General features: G+C 58.3%; 14 protein-coding genes and 1 tRNA gene. 2 read left to right on the top strand and 13 right to left on the bottom strand.

Going from position 1 to position 13,122, the window contains the following annotated elements; translation table 11 throughout:
* Positions 1 to 237: 237 nt before the first annotated feature.
* Positions 238 to 313: transfer RNA gene (locus tag DG357_RS19570), tRNA-Ile, on the bottom strand.
* 124 nt (positions 314 to 437) lie between these two features.
* Here DG357_RS19570 and mug point away from each other — a divergent pair.
* On the top strand, positions 438 to 944 hold the full coding sequence (gene mug, locus DG357_RS19565; protein ID WP_088204292.1) for a G/U mismatch-specific DNA glycosylase: 507 nt from the start codon (positions 438 to 440) through the stop codon (positions 942 to 944).
* Positions 945 to 1,047: 103 nt separating this feature from the next.
* Here the strand turns inward: mug and rpoD are convergent, their stop codons facing one another.
* The 3 genes from rpoD to rpsU all read right to left on the bottom strand — a co-directional run bounded on the left by rpoD (position 1,048) and on the right by rpsU (position 5,122).
* Positions 1,048 to 2,892, bottom strand: coding sequence for an RNA polymerase sigma factor RpoD (gene rpoD, locus DG357_RS19560; protein ID WP_028014473.1), 1,845 nt, complete (start codon positions 2,890 to 2,892; stop codon positions 1,048 to 1,050).
* A 153-nt stretch (positions 2,893 to 3,045) separates the two neighbouring features.
* Entirely contained in the window at positions 3,046 to 4,791 is a 1,746-nt protein-coding gene (gene dnaG / locus DG357_RS19550; protein ID WP_028014472.1) for a DNA primase, read from the bottom strand.
* Between the two features lie 115 nt (positions 4,792 to 4,906).
* Complete coding sequence (rpsU, locus tag DG357_RS19545; protein WP_001144069.1) at positions 4,907 to 5,122, bottom strand: 30S ribosomal protein S21; 216 nt, start codon at positions 5,120 to 5,122, stop codon at positions 4,907 to 4,909.
* A gap of 236 nt (positions 5,123 to 5,358) precedes the next feature.
* Between rpsU and tsaD the strand changes: the two genes are divergently transcribed.
* Positions 5,359 to 6,372 (top strand): tRNA (adenosine(37)-N6)-threonylcarbamoyltransferase complex transferase subunit TsaD, encoded by a 1,014-nt coding sequence (gene tsaD, locus DG357_RS19540; RefSeq protein WP_041908060.1) that lies wholly within the window; start codon positions 5,359 to 5,361, stop codon positions 6,370 to 6,372.
* A 47-nt stretch (positions 6,373 to 6,419) separates the two neighbouring features.
* Here the strand turns inward: tsaD and ureG are convergent, their stop codons facing one another.
* From ureG to DG357_RS19495, 9 genes are all read right to left on the bottom strand, one after another.
* Positions 6,420 to 7,037, bottom strand: a complete 618-nt coding sequence (gene ureG / locus DG357_RS19535; protein WP_022651876.1) for an urease accessory protein UreG — start codon at positions 7,035 to 7,037, stop codon at positions 6,420 to 6,422.
* Between the two features lie 9 nt (positions 7,038 to 7,046).
* Positions 7,047 to 7,721: an urease accessory protein UreF gene (locus tag DG357_RS19530; RefSeq protein WP_088204291.1), complete on the bottom strand. Its 675-nt coding sequence runs from the start codon at positions 7,719 to 7,721 to the stop codon at positions 7,047 to 7,049.
* Positions 7,721 to 8,260: a HupE/UreJ family protein gene (locus DG357_RS19525; protein WP_063155320.1), complete on the bottom strand. Its 540-nt coding sequence runs from the start codon at positions 8,258 to 8,260 to the stop codon at positions 7,721 to 7,723. The genes DG357_RS19530 and DG357_RS19525 overlap by 1 nt, the downstream gene beginning before the upstream one ends.
* A 9-nt stretch (positions 8,261 to 8,269) precedes the next feature.
* The gene (ureE, locus tag DG357_RS19520) at positions 8,270 to 8,758 is read right to left on the bottom strand and encodes an urease accessory protein UreE (RefSeq protein ID WP_088204290.1); all 489 of its coding nucleotides are present in this window, start codon (positions 8,756 to 8,758) and stop codon (positions 8,270 to 8,272) included.
* Between the two features lie 9 nt (positions 8,759 to 8,767).
* Positions 8,768 to 10,471 (bottom strand): urease subunit alpha, encoded by a 1,704-nt coding sequence (gene ureC / locus DG357_RS19515; RefSeq protein WP_088204289.1) that lies wholly within the window; start codon positions 10,469 to 10,471, stop codon positions 8,768 to 8,770.
* Positions 10,464 to 10,778, bottom strand: a complete 315-nt coding sequence (locus DG357_RS19510; RefSeq protein ID WP_088204288.1) for an urease subunit beta — start codon at positions 10,776 to 10,778, stop codon at positions 10,464 to 10,466. The genes ureC and DG357_RS19510 overlap by 8 nt, the downstream gene beginning before the upstream one ends.
* A gap of 10 nt (positions 10,779 to 10,788) precedes the next feature.
* Positions 10,789 to 11,091, bottom strand: a complete 303-nt coding sequence (locus DG357_RS19505) for an urease subunit gamma (RefSeq protein ID WP_003862556.1) — start codon at positions 11,089 to 11,091, stop codon at positions 10,789 to 10,791.
* A gap of 10 nt (positions 11,092 to 11,101) precedes the next feature.
* Positions 11,102 to 11,929, bottom strand: a complete 828-nt coding sequence (locus DG357_RS19500; protein WP_088204287.1) for an urease accessory protein UreD — start codon at positions 11,927 to 11,929, stop codon at positions 11,102 to 11,104.
* Between the two features lie 137 nt (positions 11,930 to 12,066).
* Positions 12,067 to 13,080: an alpha/beta hydrolase gene (locus DG357_RS19495; protein WP_028014463.1), complete on the bottom strand. Its 1,014-nt coding sequence runs from the start codon at positions 13,078 to 13,080 to the stop codon at positions 12,067 to 12,069.
* Positions 13,081 to 13,122 lie beyond the last annotated feature (42 nt).

Here is a 13,122-nt window from a genome sequence, read left to right as displayed (position 1 = left end):
ATCGGCGCGATGGGGGATTTCTTTAGATTTGCAGTTTGTGAGGGTGAGCGGCAGGCCGGGCTACGTGTGATTGATTCCGTATGTGCTTGCATAGGGGGCAGCAAAATCAAAGGAGGGATACAGCCTGGCGAATGCTTGGGGGAAAACTCAGGGGACAACAAGATGGTACCCGTTATTCAGCCAACAAAAAAGCCACTCGCTAGAGTGGCTTAATCATATGATTCTAACACTAAAATTTGGTGGCCCCTGCTGGACTTGAACCAGCGACCAAGCGATTATGAGTCGCCTGCTCTAACCACTGAGCTAAGGGGCCGTGGCGGTGAATTATAAAGTAACTCCCCGCAGCAATCCAGCCATTCACACCTGCCTGCTGTTTTTATAAACAATGCATAATCAATCCTTTATACTTCCATAACGACGTATCAGTGGGAGTAAAGATGATCAACGACATTCTGGCCCCTGGCCTGCGGGTGGTGTTTTGCGGAATCAACCCGGGAAAGTCCTCGGCGCACACCGGCTTTCACTTCGCCCATCCGGGCAATCGCTTCTGGAAGGTGATCTATCAGGCTGGGTTTACCGACAGGTTACTCAAGCCTGAAGAGGAGCAGCATTTGCTGGACACGCGCTGCGGAATTAGCATGCTGGTCGAGCGGCCGACGGTACAGGCAAGCGAGGTCAACCTGCATGAGCTGCGCAGCGGCGGGCGGGAACTGGTGAAGAAGATTGAAGACTATCAGCCGGCCGCGCTGGCGATCCTCGGTAAGCAGGCCTACGAGCAGGCGTTTAGCCAGCGCGGGGCTAAGTGGGGTAAGCAGAGCATCACCATTGGCGTTACGCAGGTGTGGGTGTTGCCGAATCCTAGCGGGCTCAACAGAGCGACGCTGGATAAGCTGGTGGAGGCCTACAGGGAGCTGGATGAGGCGCTGATGGTGCGGGGGCTTTAGGGGCTTCTGCGGCCTGTTGCCCTCACCCTGACCCTCTCCCACGGGGAGAGGGAATAAACAAAAAAAAAGCTCCCGATTGGGAGCTTTTTGCTGTTTACCAGGATTAGTCGTCCAGGAAGCTACGCAGCACTTCAGAGCGGCTTGGATGACGCAGCTTACGCAGCGCCTTCGCTTCGATCTGACGGATACGTTCGCGGGTCACGTCGAACTGTTTACCCACTTCTTCCAGCGTGTGGTCGGTGTTCATATCGATACCGAAACGCATACGCAGCACTTTTGCTTCACGGGCGGTCAGGCCAGCCAGAACGTCGTGCGTGGCGGCACGCAGGCTCTCGGTAGTAGCCGAGTCCAGCGGCAGCTCGAGGGTGGTATCCTCGATGAAATCCCCCAGATGCGAATCTTCATCATCACCGATTGGTGTTTCCATGGAGATAGGCTCTTTGGCGATCTTCAGCACTTTACGGATCTTGTCTTCCGGCATCAGCATGCGCTCGGCCAGCTCTTCCGGCGTCGGCTCGCGGCCCATCTCCTGCAGCATCTGGCGGGAGATACGGTTGAGCTTGTTGATGGTCTCAATCATATGAACCGGAATACGGATGGTGCGTGCCTGGTCCGCGATAGAGCGGGTGATCGCCTGACGGATCCACCATGTCGCGTAAGTAGAGAACTTGTAACCACGACGGTATTCAAACTTATCTACCGCTTTCATCAGACCGATGTTGCCTTCCTGAATCAGATCCAGGAACTGCAGACCGCGGTTGGTGTATTTCTTGGCGATAGAGATAACCAGACGCAAGTTCGCCTCAACCATCTCTTTCTTCGCACGGCGGGCTTTCGCTTCACCGATGGACATGCGACGGTTGATGTCTTTGACCTGCTCGATGGTCAGGCCGGTCTCTTCTTCAATTTGCTGCAGCTTCTGCAGACCGCGATAGACATCGTCCTTCACGTCGTGCAGTTTTTCAGACCACGGCTTGTTCATCGCGATAGCCGCGTTGAACCAGGTTTCGCTGGTTTCGTTGCCGGTGAAGAGGGTGATGAAGTTCTTCTTCGGCATTTTGCACTGCTCAACGCACAGCTTCATGATGATGCGTTCCTGGGTGCGTACGCGATCCATCATCACGCGCATGCTGTTTACCAGGTAGTCGAACTGTTTTGGCACCAGGCGGAACTGTTTGAACACTTCAGACAGCTTCAGGATCTCTTCCTGAGCGGCGGCATGGCTGCGGCCTTTCGCTTTGATGGTGTCACGCGTTACTTCGTACTGGGTACGCAGCTCGGCAAACTTCTCGCGCGCCAGTTCCGGGTCGATGCTGTTGTCATCGTCCGCGCTGTCGTCGTCTTCTTCCTCATCTTCATCTTCGTCGTCATCCATCTCTTCCTGAGACAGCTCAGAACCGACGTGAGTGGCGGTAGGCGCCATATCTTCTTCAGCGTTCGGGTCGACAAAACCGGTGATCAGGTCAGACAGGCGCGCTTCTTCCGCTTCAACGCGATCGTACTGCTCCAGCAGATAGGTAATCGCTTCCGGGTATTCGGCAACAGAGCACTGAACCTGGTTGATCCCGTCTTCGATGCGTTTTGCGATGTCAATTTCGCCTTCGCGGGTCAACAGTTCAACGGTACCCATTTCGCGCATGTACATGCGGACCGGGTCAGTGGTACGCCCGATTTCAGATTCCACGCTGGACAGGACCTGTGCAGCAGCTTCTTCCGCATCTTCGTCAGTGTTGTTGGAGGTTTCAGCCAGCAACAGATCATCGGCATCCGGTGCTTCTTCCATCACCTGAATGCCCATGTCATTGATCATTTGGATGATGTCTTCGATCTGGTCTGAATCGACGATATCTTCCGGCAGATGGTCATTGACCTCGGCATAGGTCAGATAGCCTTGCTCCTTACCGCGTTGGACAAGAAGTTTCAGCTGTGACTGCGGGTTTTGCTCCATAAGACGGTATCCACACTTAATTCGTTTGATTGGTGTCGGCGATGGTGCTGCCAACCTTTAAAGCGAGGGCGTACTTATATTTTTGCCGCTGCCTCTCAGTGCGGCTGCCGGGGGCTTCCCGATCGATATTCGGCACTTAAGCCGTTAAATTTTTTATTTCTTCGCCAGTTCCTGGTTAATCATCCAGAGCTCCCGGCGTTCTTCGCTGCTTAAGCCATGGGTGCGCTCGCGAGCTATCAACTCTTCCTGGCGCAACTCAAGCATCGAATCAAACATATGGTTGAGCGAGTCGGTGAACGTTTTTTCTGCAATTTCCTTATCTGCTATATCGTCCCACATCGACAGTTTTTCAAGGGTAGCGGCCTCTTTTGTGCCGCGATAATGCTCTAAAAGTTGTCCGGTGGTCAGACCTGGCTGAGACAAACAAGTGTTGACCAGTTCTGAAAATAAGCCAAGTCCGGGCAACTTTTCGTGGTTCAAACCCGCCAGCGACGGCACTTGCGGAGCAAGTTCGGGGTTTTGCACCAGTAACCCTATCAGTATACGCATGGTTGTGCGTTTTAGCTGAGGCGCGGGGCGAACCGTGCCGTTTTCAGCCTGTTTAGGCATTAAACGTTCAAGCTGGCTGTCATCCAGGATACCGAGCTTGTTGCCTAACTCCTGACGCAGGTAGATGCGCAGCGTTTCGCCGGGCACCTGGCTGATTAACGGCAGCGCCAGGGTACTGAGCTGCGCGCGCCCGTCAGGGGTACTCAAATCCACCTGCGGCATCAGGCTGTTAAACAGAAACGTGGAGAGCGGCTGTGCCTGCTCCATCCGCGCTTCGAATGCCGCTTTGCCCTCTTTACGCACCAGCGTATCCGGGTCTTCACCGTCGGGCAGGAACATAAAGCGTAGCTGACGTCCGTCGGTCATATACGGCAGCGCGGTTTCCAGCGCTCGCCAGGCGGCGTCGCGTCCGGCTCGGTCACCGTCGTAACAGCAGATGACGTTGTTGGTCACCCTGAACAGCAGTTGAATATGATCGGCAGTGGTGGACGTACCTAACGACGCAACCGCGTAGTTAATGTCGTACTGCGCCAGCGCAACGACGTCCATATAGCCTTCGACGACCAGCAGACGCGGAGGTTCCGCATTGTCCTGCTGCGCCTCATAAAGACCGTACAACTGGCGGCCCTTATGGAAAATATCGGTTTCCGGAGAGTTGAGGTATTTCGGCAGGGCATCACCCAGCACGCGACCACCAAAACCAATTACCCGGCCACGCTTGTCGCGGATCGGGAACATCACCCGTTCACGGAAGCGGTCGTAGCTTCGTCCCTGGTCGTTAGTGACCAGCATGCCTGCGTCGATGAGGGATTTACGATCTTCGCTATTGCCGCCAAAACGCTTTAACACGTTGTCCCAGCCGGGCGGGGCGTAACCAATAGCGAAACGCGCAATCACATCGTCGCTCAGTCCGCGCTTGTTCAGATACTGACGCGCAGGCTCAGCCGCAGAGTGCTTAAGAGACTGTTGGTAAAACGAATTCAGGCCATCCATCAGTTGATACAGCGTTTGCCGCTGATGGCGCTCGATCTGACTTGGCCCACTGCCTGCTTCATACGGCACTTCAAGATTATGCATCGCCGCCAGTTCTTCGACGGTTTCAACGAACTCGAGCTTGTCGTAGTTCATTAAAAAATCGACGGCATTACCGTGTGCGCCACAGCCGAAGCAATGGTAAAACTGCTTTTCACCGTTTACGGTGAAGGAGGGGGTTTTTTCGTTATGGAACGGACAGCACGCATGGTAGTTCTTGCCCTGCTTTTTCAGCTTTACCCGCGCGTCGATGAGATCGACGATGTCGGTTCTGGCGAGCAGGTCATTGATGAAAACGCGTGGGATTCTTCCGGCCATATGCCCCAAAAATTTAAGCGACTTATAAACGAAAACAAGCCGCGCATTCCTTCCGGAAGCACGGCCTTACGACTACTACTCTGTCTGTCAATTGAGGGCGTTGGCCCTCAACAGATTAGTACAGACGAGTACGGCGTGCGTTTTCGCGAGCCAGTTTCTTCGCGTGACGTTTCACAGCGGAAGCTTTAGCGCGCTTACGTTCGGTCGTTGGTTTTTCATAAAACTCACGACGACGAACTTCAGCCAGAACACCTGCTTTCTCGCATGAACGTTTGAAGCGACGCAGTGCTACGTCGAACGGCTCGTTTTCACGTACTTTAATTACCGGCATGTAACTCTCACCTTTAATAAATTCGGTTTGCCGCTGGCATCAACGCCAGCTTATTTCAAAATGGTGCGGAATTTTACTGCAAATGCTGCTGCTTTGTAAAGCACCGATGCGATTTTGAAAGGGACTTTAATAAGGGTGAGGAGTATACACGAGCCTTCTTCCTGGGGCGAACAAAGTTTTACATCAACCCGCCCAGGCTCTACACTGCGCGGTATTGAAACGAGGTAAAACAAGTCATGCGTGTACTGGGTATTGAAACATCCTGCGATGAAACCGGCATCGCCATTTACGACGACGAAAAAGGGCTTCTGGCCAACCAGCTGTATAGTCAGGTGAAATTGCACGCTGACTACGGCGGCGTCGTACCTGAACTGGCCTCTCGTGACCACGTGCGTAAAACGGTTCCCCTGATTCAGGCGGCGCTGAAAGAGGCCGGATTAAGCTCAACCGATATTGACGCCGTAGCCTATACCGCAGGGCCGGGTCTGGTCGGTGCGCTGCTGGTCGGCGCAACGGTAGGGCGTTCGCTGGCCTTCGCGTGGGACGTTCCCGCCATTCCGGTTCACCACATGGAAGGGCATCTTCTGGCGCCGATGCTGGAAGACAATCCGCCCGAGTTCCCGTTTGTGGCGCTGCTGGTTTCCGGCGGGCATACCCAGCTGATTAGCGTAACGGGTATTGGCAAGTACGAGTTGCTGGGCGAGTCGATCGACGATGCCGCCGGCGAAGCGTTCGATAAAACCGCCAAGCTGCTGGGTCTGGATTACCCAGGCGGCCCGATGCTCTCTAAAATGGCGTCGCAGGGAACGGAAGGGCGCTTCGTCTTCCCGCGTCCGATGACCGACCGTCCGGGGCTGGATTTCAGCTTCTCCGGGCTGAAAACCTTCGCGGCGAATACTATCCGCAATAACGACAACGATGAGCAGACCCGCGCCGATATCGCCCGCGCGTTCGAAGATGCGGTAGTGGATACGCTGATGATCAAGTGCAAGCGTGCGCTGGATCAGACCGGGTTTAAGCGCCTGGTGATGGCGGGCGGCGTCAGCGCCAACCGCACGCTGCGTGCGAAGCTTGCGGAGATGATGCAAAAGCGTCGCGGGGAAGTGTTCTACGCGCGTCCGGAATTCTGTACCGATAACGGGGCGATGATCGCTTACGCCGGGATGGTGCGCCTGAATGCGGGGGCAACGTCCGACCTGAGCGTGTCCGTGCGTCCGCGCTGGCCGCTGGCGGAACTGCCTGAGGCGTAACCCCCTCACCCTAACCCTCTCCCCACAGGGGAGAGGGAAATTTACGACTACACCCGCAGCATCCCTTTCTCTTCCAGAAACGCAATAATCGTCCCCAGACCGTCACCCGCCTTCAGGTTGGTAAACGTCCACGGGCGCTCGCCGCGCATGCGGTTAGTATCACGCTCCATCACCTCCAGCGACGCCCCCACGTATGGCGCAAGATCGGTTTTGTTGATCACCAGAAAATCGGATTTGGTGATCCCCGGTCCGCCCTTGCGCGGAATTTTTTCCCCTTCGGCCACGTCGATCACGTAAATGGTCAGGTCCGCCAGCTCCGGGCTGAAGGTCGCGCTCAGGTTGTCCCCGCCGCTTTCAACGAAGATCAGATCCAGATTACCGAACTTCTCGCTGAGTGCTTCTACCGCCGCGAGGTTCATTGAGGCATCTTCGCGGATGGCGGTATGCGGGCAGCCGCCCGTCTCCACGCCCACGATGCGCTCCGGCTCAAGCGCGCCCGCCTCGGTGAGGATGCGCTGATCCTCTTTGGTGTAGATATCATTGGTCACCACCGCCAGATGGTACGTGTCGCGCATCGCCTTGCAGAGCGCTTCCAGCAGGGCGGTTTTGCCCGAGCCTACCGGGCCGCCCACGCCAACGCGCAGGGGATGTTTGTAATCAGCCATGTTGACTCCTCAGGAACGGAATAGTCGTGAATATTGTGTTTCGTGGCGCGCGGAGGCGATAGCCGACAGTGGCGTAGCTGCCCCCAGCGCGTCGTCGCCACGTAAAAATGCCTGTTCAAACCCGGCGGCAAAATGGTCGCTCAGGTCGATAATCAGCTGCTGTGCGGCCTGCTGCCCGAACGGCACCAGCTTGACGCCCGCCATCACCGCGCTCTCAATCCAGCTGTAGCCGAGGCTCAGCGCCAGCTCGCGCGCGCCAATGCCCCAGCGCACGCCGAGCCACGCCATGCCGCAGAGCTGGCTCTGTGCAAACAGCGACAGCCACTCTGCCGGGCAGTTCGGCTCCCAGCTTTTAATCAGGCGCGTAAAGGCCGCACCACGGTTGCGCTCCTCTTCGCGCAGCTCGCGCGTTTCCCGGCAGGCGAGCAGATATGTCGTCCAGCGTTTTGCTGCCGCGACATCCTGCTGTTCGCAGGCCCGGAACAGCCGGATAAACATCGGCAGATCGACGCAGAAAAAGCTCTGCTCCATCTGCTGGATCTGCCAGCGTCTGAAGGCGTCGGTGCTCGTAACCCAGCCCGCCTCTACGGCCCACTCCAGCCCCTGCGACCAGGTAAACGATCCGACCGGCAGGCTACTGCTGGAGAGCTGCATCAGGCGCAGCCGCTGGCGGGCGTGCTCCATCAGCTCATCAGCGCCAGCAGGGCGGAGACAATCAGCCCGCCGCCGAAGGTTTTACGCAGCCCGTCGTGACGGCGCAGCAGCAAGCCTGCGGCGAAACTGGCGCACAGCACCGTCGCGCTGGCCAGCATAAAACCGCTGGTGAACAGCCAGAAGCTGTGGCCAGACATCTCCACCCCGTGCGCCCAGCCGTGGAACATCGCCAGGGCAGGTACCGCCAGCAGCAGGCGGTTTTCAGTTTTAAACATCATCACCCCGCAGACCGCCAGCGAGGCGATAATCAGCATCTCCATGCCGCTAAAGCCGCCGAGCAGGCTGCCCGCAACGGCGCCGACAAGCATCATGCCGAGGGTGGCAAACGGCAGCAGGAGCTTGCGGCCGCTCAGGGCAGACAGCACGCCAGCCCCGGTCAGCATCAGCAGGTGATCCAGCCCGGTCAGCGGATGGAGAAAACCGGCCTGAAAGCTGTCGGCGCCGTGGCCGGGATGCGCGAGCGCGGGAACGGAAAAAGCCAGCAGTAACAGCGGTAAATACTTACGCATGATTGATCCTTAATGTGAATGGGCGTGAGAATGGCTATGGCTATGGCTATGGCTATGGCTATGGCTGTGGGCATCGCTGGCGTAAGCGCCCGCTTCCGGTTCAAACGGCAGGCTGGCGAAGGTTACCTCCAGCCCGAACTGGCGCAGCATGTCGTCGAGAACGTGATCGTGGTGATAACGCAGCTCGCCGGGCATGACCTGCAGCGGTACGTGGCGGTTGCCCAGGTGGTAGCAGGCGCGGGCGAGCAGGAACGGATCGGCGCAGCGCACCACGGAAACCGACTCCGGGGCGGCGATCACTTCGATCACTTCTCTGCCGTCGTCGGTGGTCAATAGGTCGCCCCCGCGCAGCAGCAGGCCGCGCGGCAGCATCAGTCCGGCTTCGCGGCCGTCGTTAAGCGCCACGCGAGCGCGGCTTTTCACCCGCACGTCAATCGGCAGCGTGACGCTGGCGGTAGTCGGATGCGCGTGGTCCAGACGTTGGGTCAAATAGATCATCTTCACTCCTCAAAACAGGAAATAGCGTTGCGCCATCGGCAGAACGTCAGCCGGTTCGCTGGTAATCAGTTCACCGTCGACGCGCACCTCGTAGGTTTGCGAATCGACGGTGATGTTCGGTTGCAGAGCGTTATGGATCATGTCGGCCTTTTTCACCGTCCGGCAGCCTTTTACCACCGCCGTGGCGCTCTGCAGGCTGAGCTGCTGCGGGATGCCGTTCGCGTGGGCCGCCTGAGAAACAAACGTCAGCCGCGTGGCGTGACGTGCGGCGCCCAGCGCGCCAAACATCGGGCGGTAATGCACTGGCTGCGGCGTGGGGATCGAGGCGTTGATGTCGCCCATCGGCGCGCAGGCGATCATCCCGCCCTTGACGATGGTGGCGGGTTTTACGCCAAAGAAGGCGGGGGACCAGACCACCAGATCCGCCAGCTTGCCCGCCTCAATCGAACCGACTTCATGGGCGATGCCGTGGGTCAGCGCCGGGTTAATGGTGTATTTGGCGACATAGCGCTTCACCCGGAAGTTGTCGTTATCGCCCGTCTCTTCCGGCAGCGCGCCGCGCTGGACCTTCATGCGGTGCGCCACCTGCCAGGTGCGGATAATCACTTCCCCGACGCGGCCCATGGCCTGCGAATCTGACGAGGTGAGCGAGAACGCGCCGATATCGTGCAGCACGTCTTCCGCGGCGATGGTCTCCCGGCGAATGCGGGATTCGGCAAACGCCACGTCCTCGGCGATATCCGGGTCGAGGTGATGGCAAACCATCAGCATGTCGAGGTGCTCGTCGATGGTGTTCACCGTGTAGGGCAAGGTAGGATTGGTGGAAGAGGGCGGAATATTCGGGTGCGCGCAGGCGGTGATGATATCCGGCGCGTGGCCGCCGCCCGCGCCTTCGGTGTGGAAGGTGTGGATGGTGCGCCCGCCGATGGCCGCCAGCGTGTCTTCGACAAAACCGGACTCGTTCAGCGTGTCGCTGTGCAGCGCCACCTGAATATCCATCTCTTCGGCCACCTCCAGCGAGCAGTTGATCGCCGCGGGCGTCGCGCCCCAGTCTTCGTGGATCTTCAGCCCGATGGCGCCGGCGGCGATCTGCTCGCGCAGGGCATCCGGGTTGGAGCCGTTACCTTTGCCGAGCAGGCCAATATTCACCGGCAGCGTATCGGCAGCCTGCAGCATGCGGGCGATATACCACGGCCCCGGCGTACAGGTGGTGGCGTTGGTGCCCGCCGCCGGTCCGGTGCCGCCGCCAATCATGGTGGTGACCCCGGAGACCAGCGCCTCTTCCGCCTGCTGAGGGCAGATCCAGTGGATGTGGGTGTCGATCCCGCCGGCGGTGACGATCTTCCCCTCGGCGGCAATCACTTCCGTCGCGGCGCCGATCGGGATCGTCACGCCGGGCTGAATGTCCGGGTTCCCGGCTTTGCCGACGGCGAAGATCCGCCCGTGCTTCACGCCGATATCGGCCTTCACGATCCCCCAGTGGTCGACGATCAGCGCGTTGGTGAGAACCAGATCCACGCAGCTGTCAGCGGTCATCTGCCCCTGACCCATGCCGTCGCGGATCACCTTCCCGCCGCCGAACTTGACCTCTTCGCCGTAGACCGTGAGATCGTTTTCCACTTCGATCCACAGCTCGCTGTCCGCCAGCCGCACTTTATCCCCGGTAGTGGGGCCGAACATGTCGGCATACGCCTGACGTGAAATTTCAGCCATGTTTCACCTCGCCCATGACCTCGCCGCGAAAGCCAAAAATGCGCTGCGCGCCCGTCACCTGCACCAGCGTCACCTCTCGCTTCTGGCCTGGCTCGAAGCGCACGGCGGTACCCGCCGGAATGTTCAGCCGGTAGCCCCTGGTGGCTTCGCGATCAAACTTCAGCGCCGGGTTGACCTCGTAAAAGTGGTAGTGCGATCCGACCTGGATCGGCCTGTCGCCGTGGTTTTCCACAATCACGTTTTGAGTGTCTCGCCCGACGTTGATCGCAATAGTGCCGGGCTGGATCTGGTATTCACCTGGGATCATCACGTGCTCCTTACACGATCGGGTTGTGGACGGTGACGAGCTTGGAGCCGTCCGGGAAGGTGGCTTCCACCTGTATATCCGGGATCATCTCCGGCACGCCCTCCATCACCTGATCGCGCGTAAGGACGTGGCGGCCCGCCTCCATCAGCGAGGCGACGGTTTCGCCATCGCGCGCGCCTTCCATGATGAAGGCGCTGATCAGCGCGACCGATTCCGGGTAGTTGAGCTTTACCCCGCGCGCAAGGCGGCGTTCGGCAACCAGCGCGGCGGTAAACAGCAACAGCTTGTCTTTTTCTCTGGGGGTCAGTTCCATAACGTTTCTCTTATGTCTGCCAGATGCGCGGCGAACAGGCGGTTTTGGTGGTGAGAAGCGGGCGAAGCGACTGCCAGATGTCGCGCATCGCCCGCTGGCAAATCAGGTTGTCGTGGGAGAGAAAACGCACCGACAGCAGATCGTCGGTGAGCGTTGCCTCCGCAAAATGGCCCAGAGGCGCGAGCAGCGCGCGCACCGTGTCGAGATGATCTTCCCGGGCCGGATAGAACAGCAGGGTGCCGATCCACGGGTGTCCGGCAACGGGCGTGAGATCGCCGTCGCCGAGGTGCTGGCGTTCTATCAGGCGCGGTTCGTCATCCACCCACACCTCAAGGCGGCTCTCCAGCGTGCCGTGGCTGAAGGTCTCACCGATTACCGGGCGGCCCAGGCAGTACAGCTCCCACGCCAGCAGCGTGCTGGAAGCCTTAAGGTGGAAGACGGAACGCAGCGCGGCGTTCGCGCCGGGAAAGATAATGGTGTCCTGCGGCAGCCACTCCAGCGTGGCGTTTTCATCAAGATAAAAGTGCTGGCTCAGACGCGCCTGCGGGCCGCTGCTGCGGTAGAACTTGCTGGCGCCGGGCATGGTGATAAGCGCGTGGCTTTTGGCATCGAGCCGAACGGAAATATCCAGCGTATCGCCGCCCACGACGCCGCCGGGCGGGTGCAGCAGATAGAGGTGGCAGGTTTTTCCTTCGGGATAAAACGGACGTTGTACGGTGAGCGGCCCGACGTGTCGAGCGGAACGCAGGAGGGTTTTCTCAGGGGCGTGACAAAACTGCAGGGCAAGCGACGCCTGCCAGCCTTTATACGTATTATCAGTGACCTGAGCTGCTAACATGCTGCTTCCATCTGCGCATCATCGGGGTCGTTTCAGTATGCCCTGGCGGAAATGAAGGCTGTCATATGAGTCGCTTATGGATAGAGGAAATTAAAAAGCACGGCCCGGGGCCGTGCTCTGTGTGAAGCATGACGATCCTATTTCAGGTGGTCATGCAATGCTGCACCTGCCTGCTCAAGGGCGACTTTAACCGTTGGCTCCTGGCTCAGCGGGTTAAGCAGGCCGTAATCGTGGATCATGCCGTTATAGCGCGTGACGGTCACCGGGACGCCAGCCGCATCCAGTTTACGCCCGAATGCTTCACCTTCATCCCGCAGAACGTCCAGCTCAGCTGTCTGAATCAGCGTCTCCGGGAAGCCTTTCAACTGTGCAGTGCTGGCGCGAAGCGGAGAGGCAAGGATATTGTTACGGTCGGCAGCGCTGGTGGTGTAGTTGTCCCAGAACCATTTCATCATGTTTTTTGACAGGAAGTAGCCATTTTCGAACTGGTGATAGGAAGCCGTATCAAAGCTGGCGTCCGTCACTGGCCAGAGCATCACGTTGTAGCGAATTTTTGGCCCATTAAACTGTTTGGCCTGCAACGCCACTGAAGCCACCATGTTGCCGCCCACGCTGTTACCAACCAGGCCCAGACGGCTGCCGTCCACGCCAATTTCCTGGCCGTGCTCGGCTACCCATTTTGTCGCTTCATAGGCCTGATTGATTGCCACCGGGAAATGGGCTTCAGGTGACGGTGTGTAATCAACGTAAACCGCTGCGGCACCAGATGCACGAACCAGATCGCGGATTAAACGTTCGTGGGTTGGAAAATCACCCAGCACCCAACCGCCACCGTGGAAGAACATAAATACCGGGAGCGTACCGGCAGCATGTTCAGGCTTCACAATTTTAAGGGCGATCGTCTGGCCATTGACCTGGATCGTTTTTTCAGTCACCTGAGCGGGCGGCAATTTTGCTCCTTGCTGTGCGCCGATCAGTACCTGGCGGGCCTCCTGCGGGGTCATCTGTTCCATCGGTTTCCCTTTGCCAGCATTCAGGACATCAAGAAATGCCTGTACGCCTGCGGTCGGGGCTGGAGTATTGGTGGTTTGAGCGGATGCCGCGGCTGACGCGAAGACGGAAGAAATCAGGATGGCGGTTAATGTTTTCATGGTGGTACCCCTTTTAACGTATTTGATTGGATAACTAAATAG

Origin of the sequence: Enterobacter bugandensis, assembly GCF_900324475.1 — a bacterium.
In the GTDB taxonomy this organism is placed as follows: domain Bacteria; phylum Pseudomonadota; class Gammaproteobacteria; order Enterobacterales; family Enterobacteriaceae; genus Enterobacter; species Enterobacter bugandensis.
This window is presented reverse-complemented; position numbering and strand designations above follow the sequence as displayed.